Annotated in this window: 16 protein-coding genes; 14 read left to right on the forward strand and 2 right to left on the reverse strand. The window is 77.2% G+C overall.

All coding sequences use genetic code 11. The annotated features are described in order from the left end of the window. Nucleotides 1–93: 93 nt before the first annotated feature. The 9 genes from ssd (at nucleotide 94) to CLV92_RS15970 (ending at nucleotide 6,905) form a co-directional block, all read left to right on the forward strand. Nucleotides 94–1,221 carry a septum site-determining protein Ssd gene (gene ssd / locus CLV92_RS22000; protein WP_211291177.1) on the forward strand — a complete coding sequence of 376 codons (1,128 nt, stop codon included), beginning with the start codon at nucleotides 94–96 and terminating at the stop codon, nucleotides 1,219–1,221. Further along, complete coding sequence (locus tag CLV92_RS22005; RefSeq protein WP_245886887.1) at nucleotides 1,218–2,432, forward strand: TadA family conjugal transfer-associated ATPase; 1,215 nt, start codon at nucleotides 1,218–1,220, stop codon at nucleotides 2,430–2,432. The genes ssd and CLV92_RS22005 overlap by 4 nt, the downstream gene beginning before the upstream one ends. Further along, nucleotides 2,426–3,175, forward strand: a complete 750-nt coding sequence (locus tag CLV92_RS21555; RefSeq protein ID WP_158257285.1) for a hypothetical protein — start codon at nucleotides 2,426–2,428, stop codon at nucleotides 3,173–3,175. The genes CLV92_RS22005 and CLV92_RS21555 overlap by 7 nt, the downstream gene beginning before the upstream one ends. After that, entirely contained in the window at nucleotides 3,172–3,807 is a 636-nt protein-coding gene (locus CLV92_RS21560) for a type II secretion system F family protein (protein ID WP_158257286.1), read from the forward strand. The genes CLV92_RS21555 and CLV92_RS21560 overlap by 4 nt, the downstream gene beginning before the upstream one ends. 99 nt (nucleotides 3,808–3,906) lie before the next feature. Then, nucleotides 3,907–4,476 (forward strand): MOSC domain-containing protein, encoded by a 570-nt coding sequence (locus CLV92_RS15950; protein ID WP_104434314.1) that lies wholly within the window; start codon nucleotides 3,907–3,909, stop codon nucleotides 4,474–4,476. A 122-nt stretch (nucleotides 4,477–4,598) separates the two neighbouring features. Continuing rightward, nucleotides 4,599–5,651, forward strand: coding sequence for a GGDEF domain-containing protein (locus CLV92_RS15955; protein WP_104434316.1), 1,053 nt, complete (start codon nucleotides 4,599–4,601; stop codon nucleotides 5,649–5,651). Nucleotides 5,652–5,953: 302 nt separating this feature from the next. Beyond that, a complete protein-coding gene (locus CLV92_RS23095) occupies nucleotides 5,954–6,088 on the forward strand; it encodes a DUF4244 domain-containing protein (protein ID WP_104434318.1) in 135 nt (44 codons plus the stop codon). After that, nucleotides 6,085–6,525: a TadE family type IV pilus minor pilin gene (locus CLV92_RS22930; RefSeq protein ID WP_104434320.1), complete on the forward strand. Its 441-nt coding sequence runs from the start codon at nucleotides 6,085–6,087 to the stop codon at nucleotides 6,523–6,525. Before CLV92_RS23095 ends, CLV92_RS22930 begins: the two co-directional genes overlap by 4 nt. Beyond that, nucleotides 6,522–6,905 (forward strand): Rv3654c family TadE-like protein, encoded by a 384-nt coding sequence (locus CLV92_RS15970; RefSeq protein ID WP_211291178.1) that lies wholly within the window; start codon nucleotides 6,522–6,524, stop codon nucleotides 6,903–6,905. Before CLV92_RS22930 ends, CLV92_RS15970 begins: the two co-directional genes overlap by 4 nt. 33 nt (nucleotides 6,906–6,938) lie before the next feature. Here the strand turns inward: CLV92_RS15970 and CLV92_RS15975 are convergent, their stop codons facing one another. Further along, nucleotides 6,939–9,590, reverse strand: coding sequence for a DEAD/DEAH box helicase (locus CLV92_RS15975; RefSeq protein WP_211291179.1), 2,652 nt, complete (start codon nucleotides 9,588–9,590; stop codon nucleotides 6,939–6,941). 133 nt (nucleotides 9,591–9,723) lie between these two features. On the opposite strand from CLV92_RS15975, the gene CLV92_RS15980 reads away from it, so the two are divergent. The 5 genes from CLV92_RS15980 to topA all read left to right on the forward strand — a co-directional run bounded on the left by CLV92_RS15980 (nucleotide 9,724) and on the right by topA (nucleotide 17,719). Next, entirely contained in the window at nucleotides 9,724–10,092 is a 369-nt protein-coding gene (locus tag CLV92_RS15980; RefSeq protein ID WP_104434322.1) for an STAS domain-containing protein, read from the forward strand. Between the two features lie 23 nt (nucleotides 10,093–10,115). Then, a complete protein-coding gene (locus CLV92_RS15985; RefSeq protein ID WP_104434324.1) occupies nucleotides 10,116–10,532 on the forward strand; it encodes an ATP-binding protein in 417 nt (138 codons plus the stop codon). 102 nt (nucleotides 10,533–10,634) lie between these two features. Continuing rightward, entirely contained in the window at nucleotides 10,635–13,094 is a 2,460-nt protein-coding gene (locus CLV92_RS15990) for a sodium-translocating pyrophosphatase (protein WP_104434326.1), read from the forward strand. A 45-nt stretch (nucleotides 13,095–13,139) separates the two neighbouring features. Further along, nucleotides 13,140–14,648: a N5-glutamine methyltransferase family protein gene (locus CLV92_RS15995; RefSeq protein ID WP_104434328.1), complete on the forward strand. Its 1,509-nt coding sequence runs from the start codon at nucleotides 13,140–13,142 to the stop codon at nucleotides 14,646–14,648. 194 nt (nucleotides 14,649–14,842) lie between these two features. Next, nucleotides 14,843–17,719: a type I DNA topoisomerase gene (topA, locus tag CLV92_RS16000; RefSeq protein ID WP_104434330.1), complete on the forward strand. Its 2,877-nt coding sequence runs from the start codon at nucleotides 14,843–14,845 to the stop codon at nucleotides 17,717–17,719. A 111-nt stretch (nucleotides 17,720–17,830) separates the two neighbouring features. Here topA and CLV92_RS16005 read toward each other — a convergent pair whose 3' ends face one another. Beyond that, complete coding sequence (locus CLV92_RS16005) at nucleotides 17,831–19,963, reverse strand: beta-propeller domain-containing protein (protein WP_104434332.1); 2,133 nt, start codon at nucleotides 19,961–19,963, stop codon at nucleotides 17,831–17,833. Nucleotides 19,964–20,092: the final 129 nt, after the last annotated feature.

Here is a 20,092-nt window from a genome sequence, read left to right on the forward strand (position 1 = left end):
GCCGCGCGTCCACAGCTGCGCCGCTCCCGACCGTCCCCGCCTCCTCGGCGCACCACGGTGGTCCCCCGCCCACCGCACCGAGGAGGACCCGCCGTGGCCGCCCCGACCCGCCACCCGAGCCCGCACCCCGGCGACGCCGCCGTGCTCTGCACCGCAGACGAGGAGCTGGCCGCCGCGGTCCAGCGCATCGCCGCCGCCGCCGGCTGCGCGTCCCTGCCGCACCGCCGGACGCCCGATCCGGGCCCGGCCCCCACCGGCACGCGGGCGCGCCTGCTGCTCGTGGGCGCCGACGTCCTGACCGGCAGCCGCGCCGGCCGGCGCCTCCCGTCCGGCACGGAGGTCGTCGTCCTGAGCCTCGCACCCGCCCCGGAGGACCTGTGGCAGCGCGCCGCAGACGCCGGCGCCTGCCACGTCGCCGTCCTGCCCGAGGCCGAGGCGTGGCTGCTGGAGCGCCTCGCCGACCTCGCCGACCACCTCGCCGACCAGCTCACCGACACGGGCCAGGTGGTCGGCGTCGTCGGCGGCTGCGGCGGCGCCGGCGCCAGCGTCCTGGCGAGCGCCCTGGCCGGCACCGCCGCCGCCCGCGGCAGCGCCACCCTCCTCGTCGACGGCGACCCCCTCGGCGGCGGGCTCGACCTCCTCCTCGGCGCCGAGGACCTCCCCGGCCTGCGCTGGGCGGACCTGCTGCGGGTGCGCGGGAGGCTGCGCGCCGACGTGCTGCACGCCGTGGTGGCCCCCGAACCCGGGTTGCACCTGCTGTCCTGGGGACGCGAGGCCAGCCACGAGCTGCCCACCGACGCCGTGGAGTCCGTGCTCTCCGCCGCCCGGCGCTCCCACGAGCTCACCGTCTGGGACCTGCCCGCCCGCCCCCGCGGCGCCGGCCTCGACGCCCTCGCCGCCTGCGACGAGGTCCTCCTCGTGGTCCCCGCCCGGGTGCGCGCCGCCGCCGCGGCACGCCGGGTCGCCGAGCTCCTCGCGCCCCGCACCAGCCGGCTCCGGCTCGTCGTGCGCGGCCCCGCACCCACCGGCCTCGACGCCGACGCCCTCGTCGAGGCCGTCGGCGTCCCGCTGGCCGGGGACCTCGCCGCCGAGAAGGACCTCGACGTCGCCGTGGACCGCGGGGAGGGTGTTCCGCAGCGCCGGCGCAGCCCGCTGCGCGCCTGGTGCGAGGAGTGGCACGAGGAGTTCCTGGCCGCCCGCGCGCTCGCGGGTGCACTGTGATCGGCACCCCGGCCGGTGACCGCGAGGCCCTCCCCGGCCTGACCGCCCGGGTGCGGGCGCGCCTGGCCCGGCACGGCGGGGAGCTCACCCCGCAGGAGGTGGCCGCCGCGGTGCGCGCGGAGGGAGTGGTGCTCGGCGCGGCGTCGCTGCTGGAGCTCGTCGACGCCCTGCGGGCCGAGCTCGTGGGCCTCGGCCCCCTCGAAGCGGTGCTGCGCACGCCCGGAACGACCGACGTCCTCGTCAACGGCGGCGGCGCCGTCTGGTGCGACCGCGGCGAGGGCCTCGTCCGGGTCGCCGTGGACCTCGGAGGGGAGGCGGGGGCCCGGGCGCTCGCCGTGCGGCTGGCCGCCGGAGCCGGGCGACGGCTCGACGACGCCAGCCCCTGCGTCGACGGGCGCCTCCCCGACGGCACCCGCCTGCACGCGGTCCTGCCGCCGGTGTCCCCCGAGGGCACCCACCTGTCCCTGCGGGTGCCCGCCGCGACCCGGTTCGGCCTGGACGACCTCGTGGCCGCCGGCGCGATCCCCGACGGCTGGGCGCCGGTGCTGCGGGCCGTCGTGGAGCAGCGGCTGTCCTTCCTCGTCTCCGGGGGCACCGGGGCCGGCAAGACCACCGTCCTGGAGGCCCTGCTGGGCCAGGTCGGCCCCGGCGAGCGGATCGTGCTCGTCGAGGACGCCGGGGAGCTGCGCCCCGCGCACCCGCACGTCGTCCGGCTGGAGGCCCGGCGGCCCAACGTCGAGGGCCGCGGCGAGGTGCCCCTGGAGGTCCTGGTGCGGCAGGCGCTGCGGATGCGGCCGGACCGGCTCGTCGTCGGGGAGTGCCGCGGTCCGGAGGTGCGCGACCTCCTCGCGGCGCTGAACACCGGGCACGCGGGCGCCGGGACCGTGCACGCCAACACCTCCGCCCACGTCGTGGCCCGCCTGCAGGCGCTCGGCGCCCTCGCCGGGATGGCCCCCGCCGCCGTGGACGCGCAGTTCACCGCCGCCGTGGACGTCGTCCTGCACGTGCAGCGCGACCGGCGGGGGCGGCGGCTGCGGGAGGTCGCGGTCGTCGGCGGTGACGGCGGTGCGCCGCTCGTGCAGCCGGCGCTGCTCGACGGGCCGTCGGAGCGCACCACCGCCCACGGCTGGCAGGCGCTGGCGCGACGGCTGGGCCTCGACCCGGGCCGACCTCCGGGAGCGCGTGCGGGCGTGGGGAGCCGGCAGTGCTGACGGCGGTCGCGGTCGCCAGCGCCTGCGCCTGCGCAGGGGCGGTGCTGCTGACACCCGGCCCCGACGCCGCGCGACGCCTGCGCCGGCCCGGGCCCCGCCCAGCGGTCGCGGAGGCCGCGGTCCACCGTGGTCTGCGCGCCCGGCTCGGCGCCCGCACCGGCGCCCCGCGCACCGGCGAGGAGGAGCAGCTGCTGCGCTCGGCCGTCCTCGCGGAGCGGCTGGCGGCGCTGCTGAGCGCCGGGACCGACCCGGCCACGGCGTGGTTCCGGGCCGGTGCCTCCAGCGGGCTGGGCGACGAGGTCGCCGCGGCGCTGGGCCGTGCCGGGGCCGGCGGGGAGGACGTCGAGCCCCTCCTGCGCTCCGCCGGCCTGACCGCCGCCGGGCCGGTCGCCGCCTCGTGGCGGCTGTCGCAGCGGTGCGGAGCGGCGGCCGGGGACGTCCTCGCCAGGTGCGCAGCGGGGCTGCGCGAGTCCGCCGACGCGCGCGCGGCGGTGCGCTCGGCGCTGGCGGGTCCCCGCGCGAGCGCCCGGGTCGTGTCGGTGCTGCCCCTGCTCGGCCTGCTCCTCGGAGCCCTCCTGGGGGCCTCGCCGCTGCAGGTCCTGCTCGGCACCTGGCCTGGTCGCGGCTGCGCCGCCGTCGCCCTCGTGCTCGCACTGCTGGGCCGGGCCTGGACCCGGGCGCTCGTCCACCGCGCCGAGGCGGCCGGGGGGCGGGCCGCGTCCCCGCGGGGCGGACGGCGGTGAGCGGGACCGGCCTGCTGGTGGGGCTGCTCGCCGCGGCGGTCGTCCTCCTGCTCCCCGCCCGGGCCGGGGAGCAGCGGCTGGGCCCGCCGCCGCGCCCGCCGGGGCAGGGCGCGGCAGGACCCGGCCGGAGGGTGGGGCGCTCGCTCCTCACCCGCGGTGCCCGCACCGCGCGGCGGGGCGCCGGCGGGGACCCGGACCCGGAGCCGGACCTGCCGCTGCTGCTGGACCTGGTCGCCGCCGCCACCCGCTCCGGCTGCCCGCCCGGGGCCGCTCTCGACGCGGTCCTCGACGTGCTGCCCGCCGCCTGCACCGCCGACCTCCGGCGCGTCCGGGCCCAGCTCTCCCTCGGCGCGCCGCCGGAGAGCGCCTGGGCGGACGTGCCGGCCCCGCTGCACCGCCTGCGCGACCCCCTGCTGCTGTCCGCGGCCACGGGTGCCCCGGCCGCCGCGCTGCTCGAGGCGGCCGCCACCGAGGCGCGGCGGGACGGGCGGCGGGCGGCGGAGGTGGCGGCGGCCCGGCTCGGAGCGCTCCTCGTCCTGCCGCTGGGGGCGTGCACGCTGCCCGCCTTCGTCCTGCTGGGCGTCGTGCCCGTGCTGCTGTCGCTGTCCGCGGACGTGCTGACCGGCCCCTGAGCGCAGGCGCTCCCGTGGACGTCCGGGCGCCCGCGCTCCGGTGACCAACCTGGGCGGATGCGCTCCCGGCGGCCCGGACCGGCTGGCAGACTCCCCGCCGTGGTCGCCCCCGAGCCCGCCGCCCCCCACGTCCCCGCGGTCGTCGCCGTCAGCCGCGACGGGGCGCACCGCTTCTCGAAGCCGACCACCGAGGAGGTCCGGCTCCTCGAGGGGCTCGGCGTCGACGGCGACGCCCACGCTGGCGTCACCGTCCAGCACCGCTCCCGCGTGGCCCGCGACCCCAGCCGGCCGAACCTGCGGCAGGTGCACCTCGTCCACTCCGAGCTGCACGACGAGCTGCGCGCCCAGGGCCTCCCCGTCGGCCCCGGGGAGCTGGGGGAGAACGTCACCACGCGCGGCGTGGACCTCCTCGGCCTGCCCCGCGGGACCGTGCTCCGGCTCGGACCCGAGGCCGAGGTGGAGGTCACCGGGCTGCGCAACCCCTGCCGGCAGATCGACGACTTCCGGCCCGGCGCGCTGCGGGCCGTGCTCGACCGCGACGCCGCGGGCCGCCTCGTGCGCAAGGCCGGCGTCATGGCGGTGGTCCGCCGCGGAGGGCGGGTCGCACCGGGCGACGCCGTGGTGGTCGTGCTCCCCGACGGCGCGCACGAGCCCCTGCAACCCGTGTGAGCGGCTCCGCGGCCACGGGCGCACCGCCACCGGTGCCCGCAGGGGGCCTCGGCGTTGGGCCGTTCGGGGGGACCGGTGCCGCTCCGGCCCGGGCGGTGACCGGTCGTGGGGAGGATCGGGCGGTGCCGCCCGCCCCCGAGCCCCGCTTCGTCCGGTGGCTGTGCGGGAACGGCCAGGACCGCGCCCGCTACGCCGACATGTACTCGCGGTTCGCGAGGGTCTACCTCTTCGGCGCCCTCGTCGGCACCGCCGTCCTGCTCGCGGCCGTCTGGTTCGGCTGGGTCCTGCTCGTCCTGCACCTGCTCGCCATGGTCACGATCGCGGGCTCCGCCAGCCTGCGCCCGCGCGCCCGGTACCCCGAGGTGGTGGGCGCCTGCGGGTTCGTGCTCCTCGAGCTGAACCTGGCGGCCTCGGTGGCGGTGACCGGTGGCGTCAGCAGCCCGCTGCTGCCGCTGGTGGCCGTGCCGGTGCTGGGGCAGGCGGTCTGCTTCCGGCCCCGGGCGATCCTCGTCGGGGCCGCGCTGGGGGCCGCGCTCACCGTGCTGGGCTGCGGAGCGGCGACCGCCCTGCCCCCGCCGCCCCCGGCGCCGGACGTCCTGCTGCTCGTCTCCAGCCTGATGGTCCTCGCCTGCGTCGTCCTCCTCGCCCACCTGCTCGTCTCCTCAGACCTGCTCTCCCGCGGCGAGGCGATGCTCGACCCGCTCACCGGCCTGCACAACCGCAGGCTCCTCGAGTCGCACCTGGAGGAGGCGTGCCGGCAGGCGTGGCTGACGGGGCGGCCGGTCTCGGTGGTGGTGTGCGACCTCGACCACTTCAAGGGCGTCAACGACGGGCACGGGCACGGCCGCGGTGACGCCGTGCTGCGGGGGTTCGCCGCGCTCCTGCGCGAGGCCGTCGGCGAGGAGGGCCTCGTGCACCGCATGGGCGGTGAGGAGTTCCTCGTGCTGCTGCCGGGCTGCGGGGCGGGGCGGGCCGTGCGGCTCGCCGAGCTCGTCCGGGCCCGGACCGACGAGGGGCGGGTGGCGGGCCTGCACGTCACGGCCTCGCTCGGCGTGGCGACGGCGGGTCCCGGGCACACCGACGCGACCCGGCTGGTGCACGAGGCCGACACGGCGCTCTACGAGGCGAAGCGCTCCGGCCGCAACCGCGTCGTCTGCGCCACGCGGACGCCCTGAGCCGTCCACAGCCACCCGCACCGGGTCCTGCGTCCCCAGGAGCGGCCGGCCGGGCGGTCCGGGGCGCTCGTGCGGGGGAGGGTCGCAGCGGGTCGCGAGGGCGGTCCGCGCACCGGCCGCGACGCCGGCGGAGGAGTGACGTGGAAGGTCTCGGAGCGCATCGGGAGGACCGGGCAGGGGCGGGACGGGCACGGGGTGTCCGGGCAGGGGCGGGACGGGGCGGGCGGCGACCGGGTCACGGTCCGGCGGGTGCAGGCGCCGTCCCCGCCGGGCAGGGGGAGGCACGGACGGGCGACGAGGGGATGGCCACCGCGGAGTACGCCATCGCCACCCTCGCCGCCTGCGGCTTCGCGGGCCTGCTGGTGGCGCTCCTGCGCAGCGACGAGGTGCGGGGCCTCCTCCTGGGGATCGTCCGCTCGGCGCTGACGCTGGGATGAGCGGCAGGCGCGCCCGGCGGGGCGGTGCGGTCGGGGCGAGTGCGGCCGGGGCCCGCGGGGACCGGGGGAGCGTCACGGCCGAGCTGGCGCTCGCCCTGCCCGCGGTGGTGCTCGTGCTGTGCGCCGTGCTCGCGACCGGGGAGGTGGCGATCGCGCAGGTGCGCTGCACCGACGCCGCCCGCGCCGCCGCCCGCAGCGCGGCCCGGGGGGAGCCCGCGCACGTGGTGCGGGCCGCCGCGGAGACCCTCGCCCCCGCCGGGGCGAGGGTCGAGGTGGGCCCGGGCGGGCTGGGCGTGCAGGTGAGCGTGGAGGTGGCCGTCGACCTCGGCGGCCGCCTCGGAGGCCGCCTGCCCGTGCGCGGCCACGCCACCGCGGCCCTGGAGCACGCGGGGGCGGGTCAGGTGGGCGCGGGGCACATGGGGGCGGGGTCGCCGTGAGCCGCGCACTGCCCCGGCGACGGCCCCGGGGTCCGGCGGAGGAGGGCAGCGCCGCCGTCCTCGTCCTGGCGGTGGCGCTGACCGCGGTGGTCCTCGCCGTCGCGGTCGCCGCGCTCGGCGCCGCGGCGGGGGCCCGGCACCGTGCGGAGGCCGCCGCGGACCTCGCCGCCCTGGCCGCGGCGGACGTCCTGCTGGGGCGCGCCGGTGGGGACGCGTGCGGCCGGGCCGCGGAGGTGGTGGCCGCCCACGCCGCCGCGCTCACCGCCTGCAGCCCCGGCCCCGACGGCAGCGTCACGGTGGAGGTGCGCTGCGCACCGCGCGGTGCGGGCCGGCTGCTGGGCCCGGCGACGGCCCGGGCCAGGGCGGGCAGGGGTGCGTGAGCCCGCGGCGGAACCGCGTCCGCGAGCCGCTCGTCAGCCGCCCGGCCCCGTCCCCGCCGCCGGGTCCTGCTCCGCCTCCGGCAGCACCCCCGCCAGCGCCGCGGCCAGCGCACCCAGCAGCGCCAGCGCGCCCTCCTTGTCGAGCGGCTCGTTGCCGTTGCCGCACTTGGGCGACTGCACGCACGACGGGCAGCCGACGGCGCACTCGCAGGAGCCGACCGCGTCCCGCGTCGCGCCGATCCACCGTGCGGCGCGGGCGCGGCCGCGGTCGCTGAAGCCCGCCCCGCCGGGCACCGCGTCGTGGACGAACACCGTGGGTAGGCCGGTGTCGGGGTGCGCGGCCGTGGACAGCCCGCCGAGGTCCCAGCGGTCGCACGTCGCCAGCAGCGGCAGCATCCCGATCGCGGCGTGCTCCGCGGCGTGCAGGGCGCCGGGCACCCGCAGCTGCGCCGCCGCCCGCGCCGCCTCCCCGCCGCCGTCGGCCGCCGCGAGCAGGTCCAGCGCGACCTCCGGGTCGACGGTCCACCAGACCGCCCGGGTGCGCAGCCGCCGCTCCGGCAGGTCCAGCGGCACCTCGCCCAGGACCTGCCCCGTCCGCAGCCGACGCCGCAGGAACCCCACGACCTGCGAGGCCACCTCCACGACCCCCCAGTGCAGGGCGAAGGCGCCGGCGCGCTCGCTGCCGTCGGTGGCGAGGACCCGCACGTCGGCGAGCTCGCGCGCGTGGGTGGTGTAGTCGGGTTCCTCCCGGTGGACGACGGCGACCGACTCCTCCAGGTCCAGGTCGTCCACGAGGTGGGTCACGCCCTGGTGCACGTACACGGCACCGGGGAAGACCGCGTGGTGGGAGGCGGAGGCGTCGACCGTGCCGAGCACCCGGCCGGTGCCGCGCTCCACGACCCGGACGGGCTCCCCACCGCCGCCGCGCAGGTCGGTGAGGTCCGCGGCGCGCTCCCGCCGCGTCCAGTACCAGCCGGTGGGGCGCCTGCGCAGCATGCCCCGCTGCACCAGGAGCTCGCACACGTCGGCGGCGGTGGGGCCGAACAGCTCCAGGTCGGCGTCGGAGAGGGGGATCTCCGCGGCCGCCGCGCACAGGTGCGGGGCGAGCACGTAGGGGTTGCCGGGGTCGAACACCGCGGCCTCCACGGCGGGGCCGAGCAGCGCCTCGGGGTGGTTGACGAGGTAGGTGTCCAGCGGGTCGTCGCGGGCGATGAGCACCCCGAGGGCGTGCCCGCCGCGGCGGCCGGCGCGGCCCACCTGCTGCCACCAGGAGGCGCGCGTGCCGGGCCAGCCGGCGACGAGGACGGCGTCGAGGCCGGAGACGTCGACCCCGAGCTCCAGGGCGCTGGTGGTGCTCAGCCCGAGCAGCCTGCCCTCGCGCAGGTCGGCCTCCAGGGCGCGGCGCTCCTCGGGGAGGAAGCCGCCCCGGTAGGCGGCGACCCGCTCGCGCGCGCTCGGGCGGATCTCGGCGAGGACGCGGCGGGCGGTCGTGGCGACGGCCTCGGCGGCGTGCCGGGAGCGGACGAAGACGAGGGTGCGGACCTGCTCGGAGACGAGGTCGGCGAGCAGGTCGGCGGCCTCGGCGGTGGCGCTGCGGCGCAGGGGACCGGTGCCGTCGGCGGCGGGCGGGTGACCGGTGGCGCGTGCGGTGGCGCGGCGGCTCTCGCGGTCGTCGAGGCCGGCGGGGTCCTCGGGACCGGCGGGCGCGGTGTCCTCGGGCGCGCCGAGGGCGTCGTCCAGCCGCGCGAGCGCCTCCGCCACGTCCGCGCCGTCGCCGGTCTCCAGCGCCGGTCCGCCGCCCCGGCTGCTCGCCCGGTCCACCAGCAGCGGCGGCTCCCACAGCGCGAGGGACACCGGTCCCCGCGTCGAGGTGTCCTCCACGACGGCCTCGACGTCCAGGCCGACGAGGCGGCGGGCGGTGGCGGCGGGATCGGCGACGGTGGCGGAGGCGAGGACGAAGACCGGCCGGGCCCCGTAGCGGGCGGCGATCCGGCGCAGCCGCCGCAGGACGGCGGCGGTGTGGGCGCCGAAGACCCCGCGGTAGGAGTGGCACTCGTCGACGACCACGTAGCGCAGCCGCCGCAGGAACGAGCTCCACCGCTCGTGGCCGGGCAGCAGGGAGCGGTGCAGCATGTCGGCGTTGGTGAGGACGTAGCCGGCGTGCTCCCGCACCCAGCGGCGCTCCTCCGGCGGGGTGTCCCCGTCGTAGGTGGCGGCGCGCACCCCGGGGACTCCGAGGGCCCGCAGTCCGTCGAGCTGGTCGGCGGCGAGCGCCTTCGTGGGGGAGAGGTACAGGGCGGTCGCGTCGCGTCCCGTCGGTCCCCGGCTGCCGGCGCGCAGGTCGCTGAGCACCGGCAGCAGGTACGCCAGCGACTTGCCGGAGGCGGTGCCGGCGCTGAGCACGGTGGAGCGCCCGGCGTGGACGGCCTCTGCGGTGCGCACCTGGTGCAGCCAGGGGCGCTGCACCCCGCGGCGGGTGAAGGCCGCGACGACCTCCGGGTCGGCCCAGGCGGGCCACTCGCCGGTCCGGCCGGCCCGGGCGGGCAGCCGCTCCAGGTGGCGCAGCCTGCCGACGCCACGCCGGCGCAGGAGCGCCTCGAGGCGCTCGGCGTCGCCCTGCCCGGCGGCGGCGCCCGCGCGCCCGGGCGCACGGGCCGGCTCGGGGGCGGGCGACGGGCCGGTCACGGGAAGAGTGTGGTCCCGCGGCGGCGATCCCGCCGGGCCGGGGTGACCTGGGCGCGCCCCTCACGCAGTGCGATGGTTCAATGCCTGTCAGGCCCATCGAGCGGTGGGCCCGTGTCTGCAGCGAGGAGGGGTCGTGGATCTGTCGGTGACCAGCCGTGAAGAGGGCGGACGCACCGTCGTCGAGGTGTCCGGCGAGATCGACGTCTACACCGCACCCACCCTGCGCGAGCGGCTCAACGAGCTGGTCGGGGCCGGGCACCACCACCTCGTGGTGGACATGGAGGGCGTGGAGTTCCTCGACTCCACCGGGCTCGGCGTGCTCGTGGGCGGCCTGAAGCGGGTCCGCTCCCACGACGGCTCGCTGCACCTGGTGTGCCAGCGCGAGAAGATCCTGAAGGTCTTCCGCATCACGGGTCTGACGAAGGTCTTCCCGATCCACGACTCGGTGGCCGACGCGATCGCCGCATCCAGCGCTGCGGACACCTCCGGCGCAGCTTCCTGACGACTGCCGGGACCGGCGCACCCGTGCCCACCGTCGCCCTGAGGTTCAGCCCGCTGGCCGAGCACGTGCGCACGGCGCGCCTGGTCGCGGTCGCGGTCGCGCGCCGTGCGGGCTTCGAGGAGACCCAGCTCGACGAGATCCGCATCGCCATCGGTGAGGCGTGCGCCCGCGCGGTGCTGCGCACCCGCGGCGACGCCCTCGTGACCATGGACCTCACCGACGACGACGACCGCCTCGACGTGGTCGTGCGCGACGCCGCGGCCGTCGGTGGGGTGCCGCACGCCGACGACGAGGACCCGCTCGCCCTCGCACTGATGGCCGGCATGGCCGAGGACGTCAGCGTGGACGACTCCGACTCCTCCGCCGGTGCGGTCCGGATGTCGTGGTCCCGACAGCAACCGTCCGCGTCGATCGGTGACTCGGAGCCAGCAGGACCGTAGACTCACGCGTCCGCGATCATGACTCGCTGAGCGGACCGCGCCCTTGCGGTCGGGTGCCCACGATGCCGTGGGACCCGGACTGCGACACGCCGAGGAGGACGGATGCCCGCGCTCACCCACGCCATCTCAGCATCGACCACCGGGGCCGCCACCGAAGCCCTGAGCGGCTCCAGCCAGATCATCGTGATCGGCGTCGGGGTCGTGGCGGTGGTCTCCCTGCTCATCGCCGTCGTCTTCCGCCGGCAGGTGCTCGCCGCCGGCGAGGGCACCGAGTCGATGCAACTCATCGCCCGAGCCATCCAGGAAGGCGCCAGCGCCTACCTGCGGCGGCAGTTCAAGACCCTCGTCTGGTTCGCGGTGGCCGTCTTCGGGGTGCTGTTCCTGCTCCCCGCCGGCGACACCACGGAGCGGATCGGCCGCAGCGTGGCGTTCCTCGCGGGCGCCGGCTTCTCCGCTGCCATCGGCTACCTCGGCATGTCGCTGGCGGTGAAGGCGAACGTGCGCGTCGCCGCCGCGGCCCGCGAGGGCGCCGGCGGGCGGGAGGAGGGCATGCGCATCGCCTTCCGCACCGGTGGTGTCGTCGGCATGGCGACGGTGGGCCTCGGCCTGCTGGGCGCCGCGGTCGTCGTCCTCGTCTTCCACCACTCCGCCCCGACGGTCCTGGAGGGCTTCGGCTTCGGCGCGGCCCTGCTGGCGATGTTCATGCGCGTCGGCGGTGGCATCTTCACGAAGGCCGCGGACGTCGGCGCCGACCTCGTCGGCAAGATCGAGCAGGGCATCCCGGAGGACGACCCCCGCAACCCGGCCACCATCGCGGACAACGTCGGCGACAACGTCGGCGACTGCGCGGGCATGGCCGCGGACCTGTTCGAGTCCTACGCGGTGACGCTGGTCGCGGCGCTCATCCTCGGCCGTGCGGCGTTCGGCGAGCAGGGCCTGGTCCTGCCGCTGATCATCCCGGCGATCGGTGCGCTCACCGCCATGCTGGGCGTGGTGCTGGTGCGGGCCCGCCCGGGGGTCAACGGCCTGGTCTCCATCAACCGCGGCTTCTACGCCACGGCCGCCATCGCCGTCCTGGGCACCGCGATCGCCTGCTGGCTGTACCTGCCGGGCACGTTCGCCGGCTTCGAGGGCGCGCCGCAGGACGTCTCGACGCTGCAGGGCAACCCGAAGATCGTGGTGCTCGCCGCCGTGGCGCTGGGCATCTTCCTGGCGCTGATGATCCTGTGGCTGACCGGCTACTACACCGGCACGGACGCCCCGCCCACGGAGGACGTCGCGAGGACGTCGCTGACGGGCCCGGCGACCGTGGTGCTCGCAGGCATCGGCCTCGGCCTGGAGTCGGCGGTCTACACGACGCTCGTCATCGCGGGTGCCGTGCTGATGGCGTTCCTGCTGGCGGGCGGCACCCTCACCCTCGGCATGTTCTTCATCGCCCTGGCGGGCTGCGGCCTGCTCACCACGGTCGGCGTGATCGTGGCGATGGACACCTTCGGCCCGGTCAGCGACAACGCCCAGGGCATCGCGGAGATGAGCGGCGACGTCACCGGCGAGGGCGCGCAGATCCTCACCGAGCTCGACGCCGTCGGCAACACCACCAAGGCGGTCACCAAGGGCATCGCGATCGCCACGGCGGTGCTGGCGGCGACGGCGCTGTTCGGCTCCTACCGCGCGGTGGTGCAGGAGGCCCTGGAGTCGGCGGTCGCGACGGTGCAGGGCAGCCCGGCGGAGTACGTCATCCACACGATGGCCCGCTTCGAGATCATCACGCCGACCACGCTCGTGGGCGTGCTGCTGGGTGCGGCGGTGGTGTTCCTCTTCTCCGGCCTCGCCATCCAGGCCGTGGGCCGCTCGGCCGGTGCGGTCGTGGTCGAGGTGCGCCGGCAGTTCCGGGAGCACCCGGGGATCATGACGGGGGAGGAGAAGCCGGAGCACGGCCGCGTGGTGGACATGTGCACCCGCGACGCGCTGCGCGAGCTGGCCACCCCGGGTCTGCTGGCCGTCATGGCCCCCATCGCCGTGGGCTTCGGCCTGGGCGTGGGCCCGCTGGCCGGCTTCCTCGGCGGTGCGATCGCCTCGGGCGTGCTGATGGCGGTGTTCCTGTCCAACTCCGGTGGGGCCTGGGACAACGCCAAGAAGATCGTCGAGGACGGCCACTACGGCGGCAAGGGCTCGGAGGCCCACGCGGCGGTCGTCATCGGCGACACGGTCGGCGACCCGTTCAAGGACACCGCCGGCCCGGCGATCAACCCGCTGCTGAAGGTCATGAACCTGGTGGCGCTGCTGGTGGCCCCCGCCGTCGTCACCCTGAGCCTGGGCGAGGGCGAGAACAAGCTGCTGCGCTACGGCATCGCCGTCGCCGCCTCGGCGGTCATCGTGGTGGCGGTGATGCTGTCGAAGCGGCGCACGGTGGACCTCAGCGACTCCGACGAGGGCCCCGGCGACGCCGTGGACGGCCGGCTCGACGGCCCGGGCGCGGGGCTGCGCCGGGAGCCCGACGCCCTCAGCGACGAGGCGGCCTCGGACCCGGTGCTGCCGGGGAGCGGGCCGGAGCGCCTGTGAGCCACGTGCGGGGGACGGCGTGAGCGCCGCAGGGGACGAGGTGGCGTGAACGCCGCGCAGCTGATCGAACGGCTGCGCGCGGACCTGGAGGCCGCCGGGTACACCGTGGACGGAGTCACCTCCGTCCTGGGCCCGGTGGCCTCCGCCGCGCTCGGCCGCGAGCAGGTGGTGCCGGCCCTGCGCGCCACGGACGGCTCGGCCGATCCCGCGGCGGTGCTGCTGCGCTGCCTCGTCCTGGGCGGCGCCGTGCCGCGCAGGGCCCTGGACGTGGCGCTGCCCTCGCTGGGCACGGACGGCGCGGTGATCCTCGGGCTGGTGGCGGCCTCCGGTGCGGGCGACGGCGACGAGGTGCGGGCGCTGGTGGAGCTGCGCCCCTACGCCGCGGAGGACGCCGCGGGCCGGGCGGACTGGTGGGTGGTGTCCGACCTGGGGGAGCTGACGACGCGGGGGCCGCTGCGCACCGACCACGTCCTCGGCGTGGGCGGGGCCTCGACGATGCTGGCGCAGTGCACGATCCGCACGCCGGTGGGTCGGGTGCTGGACGTGGGCACGGGCTGCGGGGTGCAGGCGCTGCACGCGGCCCGGCACGCCGGCCACGTCACGGCCACGGACGTCTCCGAGCGGGCGCTGGACCTGGCGGCCGTCAACGCCGCCCTGAACCGGGTGGTGCTGGACCTGCGGCACGGCTCCCTGCTGGAGCCGGTGGCGGGGGAGCGCTACGACCTCGTGGTGTCCAACCCGCCGTTCGTCATCACCCCGCGCCGGGAGGGGGTGCCGCTGTACGAGTACCGCGACTCCGGACTCGCCGGGGACTCGGTGGTGGAGCGGCTGGTGCGGGGCGCGGCGGACGTGCTCGCCCCCGGCGGGGTGGCGCAGTTCCTGGGCAACTGGGAGCACCGGTCGGGGGAGGACTGGCGGGAGCGGGTCGGGGCGTGGCTGGACGGCACGGGCCTGGACGCCTGGGTGGTGCAGCGGGAGGTGCAGGACCCCGCCGAGTACGCGGAGCTGTGGATCCGCGACGGCGGTGAGGGCCGCGGCCCGGGGTTCGACGCGCTCTACGGGGCGTGGCTGGACGACTTCGCCGCCCGCGGGGTGGAGGCGGTGGGCCTGGGCCTGCTGACGCTGCGCCGGCCCGTCTCGGGCGCGCCGACGCTGCGGCGCCTGGAGGAGGTCGGCGGCCCGGTGCGGCAGCCGCTGGGCGAGCACCTGGCGGCGGCGCTGGCCGCGCACGACTGGCTCGCGGCCCGCGACGACGACGCGCTGGCGCAGGTGCGGCTGCGGGTGGCGCCGGACGTCACGGACGAGCGGCACCACGTGCCGGGGCAGCCGGACCCGTCGGTGGTGCTGCTGCGGCAGGGCGGCGGCTTCGGCCGGGTGGTGCGGGCGTCGTCGGAGCTGGCGGGGCTGGTGGGCGCCTGCGACGGGGACCTGACGGTGGGCCAGGTGCTGGCCGGGTTGGCGGTGCTGACCGACCGCGAGGTGGCGGAGGTCCGCGCGGCGCTGCTGCCGGTCGTGCGGGAGCTGGTGGCGGACGGGCTGCTGCTGCCCGGGTGAGGCCGGCGCCGGTCCCTTGCGTCGTCATCCGCCGCGCCGTGCGAGGCTGGAAGGGCACCGGGGGGTCGCCGGCGTCGCCGGATGCGGCGATCCCGGCCAGGAGGGAACCCCCGGGCGGTTACGGTGCGTGGGGTAGCAGGACGGTCGCGCCGCTCGGGGCGGCCGGAAGCGGTGCGGAGAGGACGGCAGGACCAGTGGCTGGCAGGACGACGGCGAAGGCCGGACAGGGCGACGGCGTGCGCCGTCTGGTCATCGTGGAGTCGCCCTCGAAGATCGCGAAGATCGCGAGCTACCTCGGGGACGGCTACGACGTGGAGGCGAGCGTCGGCCACATCCGCGACCTCCCCCAGCCCTCCCAGCTGCCGGAGGAGATGAAGAAGGGCCCGTTCGGCAAGTTCGCCGTCAACGTCGAGGACCGCTTCGAGCCGTACTACGTCGTCGACGCGGACAAGAAGAAGAAGGTCGCGGAGCTGCGGCGGCTGCTGAAGGACGCCGACGAGCTGCTGCTCGCCACGGACGGCGACCGGGAGGGCGAGGCCATCGCCTGGCACCTGGTGCAGGCGCTGGAGCCGAAGGTGCCGTACAAGCGGATGGTCTTCTACGAGATCACCCCCGAGGCGATCCAGCGGGCGCTGGGGGAGACCCGCCCCATCGACGACCGCCTGGTCGACGCCCAGGAGACCCGCCGCATCCTCGACCGCCTCTACGGCTACGAGCTGTCGCCGGTGCTGTGGCGCAAGGTCGGCGCGGGGCTGTCCGCCGGCCGGGTGCAGTCGGTCGCGACGCGCCTGGTGGTGGAGCGGGAGCGGGAGCGGATGGCCTTCCGCACCGCGTCGTACTGGGACCTGACGGGCACGTTCGCCCCGTCGGGGCAGGACGGGGTGGACCAGCGCAGCGCCTTCGGGGCCCGCCTGGTCGCCGTGGACGGCGCCCGCGTGGCCACGGGCCGAGACTTCGCCGACACCGGCGAGCTGCGCACGAAGGGCGTCGTCCACCTGGACGAGGCCGCCGCCACCGCCCTGGCCGAGGGCCTGGACGGCGCGGACTTCGCGGTGCGCTCGGTGGAGGAGAAGCCCTACAGCCGCAAGCCCGCGGCGCCGTTCATCACCTCCAGCCTGCAGCAGGAGGGTGCCCGCAAGCTGCGGATGACGGCGCGGCAGACGATGCGCACCGCCCAGTCGCTCTACGAGGGCGGCTACATCACCTACATGCGCACGGACTCCACGACCCTGTCGGAGCAGGCGCTGACGGCGGCGCGCTCGCAGGCGCGGGAGCTGTACGGGCCGGAGTTCGTGCCGGAGCGTCCGCGCACCTACGCCAGCAAGTCGAAGAACGCGCAGGAGGCGCACGAGGCGATCCGCCCCGCCGGTGAGGTGTTCCGCACTCCCGCACAGGTCGCGGGGGAGCTGTCGGGCGACCAGTTCCGCCTCTACGACCTGATCTGGAAGCGCACGGTCGCCTCCCAGATGCAGGACGCGCGGGGAACCACCGCGACGGTGAAGCTCGGGGCGACGGCCTCCGACGGGCGCACCGCGGAGTTCTCCGCGAGCGGCACGGTCATCACGTTCCGCGGTTTCCTCGCCGCCTACGAGGAGGGCCGCGACGAGTCCCGCTTCGGGGAGGACGCGGAGGACTCCGGCGGCGACCGGCGCCTGCCGCAGCTCGCGGCGGGGCAGCCGCTGGCGGTGCAGGCGCTGCGCACCGACGGCCACGAGACGTCCCCGCCGCCGCGCTACACCGAGGCGAGCCTGGTGAAGGCGCTGGAGGAGCGCAGCATCGGCCGCCCCTCGACGTACGCGGCGACGATCGCGACGATCCAGGACCGCGGCTACGTCCGCACGAAGGGCTCGGCGCTGGTGCCGACGTGGCTGGCGTTCGCGGTGATCAGGCTGCTGGAGGAGCACTTCCCGCGGCTGGTGGACTACGACTTCACCGCCGCGATGGAGAACGACCTCGACGCGATCTCCCGCGGCGAGGAGGACCGGGTGCGGTGGCTGACGCGGTTCTACTTCGGCGACGTCGGCCCAGGCTCCGACGGTGCGGTCGCAGGTGGCGGCACCGAGGGCCCGGACGAGGGCACCGCCGGGATGACGATGGACGGGGTCAAGGGCCTCGCCGACGACCTCGGCGCGATCGACGCCCGGGAGATCTCCACGGTGGAGATCGGCGAGGGCATCGTGCTGCGGGTGGGCCGCTACGGCCCGTACCTGGAGGCGACCGGTGAGGACGGCACCCCGCTGAAGGCGAGCGTCCCCGACGACATCGCGCCGGACGAGCTGACCCCGGCGCGGGCCTTGGAGCTGCTGACCACCCAGTCCGACGGGGACCGGGTGCTGGGGCAGGACCCGGTGAGCGGGCGCACGATCGTGGCGCGCACCGGCCGCTACGGCCCCTACGTCACCGAGCTCATCGAGGACGAGGAGCCGGCGCCCGCCGCGCCCACCGCGGACGGGAAGCCGGCGAAGCGCACGGCGAAGAAGGCCGTGAAGCCGAAGCCGCGCACGGGGTCGCTGTTCAAGGACATGCAGCTGGAGGCCGTCACGCTGGAGCAGGCGCTGCAGCTGCTGTCCCTGCCGCGCGTCGTGGGGGTGGACCCGGAGTCCGGCGACGAGGTCACCGCGCAGAACGGCCGCTACGGCCCGTACCTGAAGAAGGGCACCGACTCCCGTTCCCTGGCGAGCGAGGACCAGCTCTTCACGGTGACGCTGGAGGAGGCGCTGGCGATCTACGCCCAGCCGAAGACCCGTCGCGGGCAGACGGTGAAGCCGCCGTTGAAGGAGCTGGGGCCGGATCCGGAGTCGGGGCAGCCGATGGTGGTGAAGGAGGGTCGCTTCGGGCCCTACGTCACCGACGGGGCGACGAACGCGACGCTGCGCAAGGACGACGACCCGGAGACGATCACCCCGGAGCGCGGGGCGGAGCTGCTGGCGGAGAAGCGCGCGAAGGGGCCGGCGCCGAAGAAGCGGGCGGCGGCGAAGAAGACGACGGCCGCGAAGACCACGGCGAAGAAGGCGGCGGCTCCCCGCAAGACGGCCGCGAAGAAGACCGCCTCGGCGGCGGCCGACTCCTGACAGCCGGTTCCTGACGGGCCCGGCTGACGGGCCCGGACGGCCTGCGACGCGGGGGCCGCGCACCGTCGGACGGTGCGCGGCCCCCGCGTCGGCTCAGTCGAGCGCGTCGGCTCAGTCGAGGCGGACCTCGTCGCGCGGGGTGAGGCCGGGCAGCTCCAGGAGGGTGAGGAACCGCTCGCTGCCCTTCTCGGTGTAGGTCTCGGAGACGGTGACGACCCCGTCGGGGACGGGCGCGGCCCGCACCAGCCACGTCTCGACGCCCTGGGCGAAGTCCCCGGCCACGCTCAGCTCCCCGGACTCCGCCACCCGCACGGCCACGAGGTGGCTGCCGCTCTCCCCGGAGACGGGGACGAGGGCGAGCCGCTGCGCGGGCAGGTAGGAGAACGCCCGGGAGTCGCCCTCCACGTCGGTCCAGCCGCCGGGCAGGGCCTCGGCGTCGACGCGGCCGAGCTTCGCGGGGTCGCGCACGTCGAACGTGGAGACCTGCGCGGTGGTGAGCGTGCCGTCGGCGGTGCCGTCCATCCCGACGCCGAGGACCAGGCCGTCGCCGAGGGGGTGCAGGTACCCGGAGTAGCCGTTGACCTTCAGCTCCCCCGCGACGCGCGGGCTCGCCGGGTCGGACAGGTCGACGGCGTAGAGGGGGTCGGTCTGGCGGAAGGTGACGACGAGGGCGAGGTCGTCGAACCAGCGGACGGAGCGGATCGACTCGTCGGGGCCGAGGCCGCCGACGCTGCCGCGGGGCACGAGCTCGTCGCCCTCCTCGGCGAGGACGGTGACGAACGACTCGGACGGCTGCCCGGCGAGCCGGGCCCCCCCGATGCCCCAGCCGCCCCCGCCGCCGACGGTGGTGGCCACCCGCATGAGGCCGTCGTGCTCGTCGAGCGCCCACTGGCCGAGGATCGAGCCCTTCACGGCGCCGGAGGCCCGGTAGGTGGTGCCGTCGGGGTCGCTGGTGTCGAAGGAGTGCAGTTCGGTGCTGCTGCCGTCGCCCTGCCACCTGCTGGTGGCGACGTAGAGGCGGTCGGGGGACGCGTAGACGGTGCCGGTCTCGGCGGCGACCGCGGTGCTGTCGCGGGTGGGCACGTCGGGGGCGGTGGCGTCGAGGGTGAGCACGTAGGTGGTGCCGAGGCCGGCGGGGGCGCTGGGGTGGGCGACGTCGCGGCAGCCGACGGCGGGGGTGCGCTCGACGATGCGGCCGGAGTCGTCGCGCACGACGCGGTGCGGGAGCCAGTCGGCGCCCTGCATCCCCTCCACGACCGCGCGGTTGGCGGCCTCGGCGGCCTCCAGGTCCGCCGGGGACGGCTCGACCACGCGGGGATGGGACAGCTCGGGGTCGGGGGAGGAGGGGTCCTCCGGCGGGAGCTCGCGCATCTGCGGGTACGTGAACGGCAGGGCGGGGGTGCTGCCGAGGACGAGGCGGACCGCCCCGCCGGAGGCGCGGGCGGAGACGTAGCCGCCCTCGACCTCGTCGGTGCGCACGAGCCGCGGCTGCGCGGGGCGGGAGAAGTCGACGACGGTGATGCGGGTGGTGGATGCACCGGGGGCGCCGGGGAGGGCGGCGGCGGAGGTGCCGCCGATGCCGCCGTCGCCCTCGACGGGGATGGGCATGCCGCCGTGATCGAAGCCCGAGCCGACGACGACGGCCCGCTGGCCGGCGACGAGCAGTTCGTACCCGCCGCCGCCGGGCAGGTCGAGGGCACCGAGGGGCTGCAGGTCGCCGCCGCTGACGCGCAGCACGTGGAAGCGGTCGCCGGTGACGGTGAGGACGAGGTCGCCCACGACCTTGACGAGGTCGGGTTCGTCGACGCCCTCCTCCTGCACGTTCGTGCCGGTCGCGCCGGGGCCGACGGCGCCGCCGGTGCCGCCGGCCGCCGAGTCCTCGGCCGTCGCAGCGGCCCGGCCCGAGGCGAAGGCCCCGCCGGAGGCGGGCATGGGGCCGGACTCCGGCCCGCTCAGCACGGCGTCGAACCAGCCGCGCTCGCCGCCGTGCTCCAGGCCGTAGGGGCCGACGCGGGACAGGGCCATGTCGGTGAACCACCCGTCGAGGGCGGCGCAGTCCTCGAAGGGCACGAGGGAGGCGGCCCGGGCGTCCTCGTCCTGGCCGGTGAGGGGCACGAGGATGCCGGCGACCGCGAGCGCGGTGACCGCGGCGATGCGCCGGCCGCGCCGCCGGGACCGGGGCCTCGCGGTGCCCTCCGCGGCCGTGGCCCCGCTGGTGCTGTCTGGAGAAGCTGCGCCGTCCATTCCCGCTCCCTGGTCCCACCCCGGTCCGTGCCGGGATGCTCCTGGGATGCGCCGGACGCCCCGCCGGTTCCACCGGAGTTCCGGCAGCGCCCGGACGGGTGCGCGGCGGGGTGTCCGGACGGGTGCCGG

The sequence above is a fragment of the Kineococcus xinjiangensis genome, from assembly GCF_002934625.1.
GTDB lineage: Bacteria > Actinomycetota > Actinomycetes > Actinomycetales > Kineococcaceae > Kineococcus_A > Kineococcus_A xinjiangensis.

Coding starts and splice junctions, on each gene's coding strand:
- CLV92_RS23095 (WP_104434318.1), top strand. CDS start 5,954: ATGGCCACCGCGGAGTACGCCATCGCCACCCTCGCCGCCTGCGGCTTC.
- CLV92_RS15990 (WP_104434326.1), top strand. CDS start 10,635: ATGCCCGCGCTCACCCACGCCATCTCAGCATCGACCACCGGGGCCGCC.
- CLV92_RS22930 (WP_104434320.1), top strand. CDS start 6,085: ATGAGCGGCAGGCGCGCCCGGCGGGGCGGTGCGGTCGGGGCGAGTGCG.
- CLV92_RS16005 (WP_104434332.1), bottom strand. CDS start 19,963: ATGGACGGCGCAGCTTCTCCAGACAGCACCAGCGGGGCCACGGCCGCG.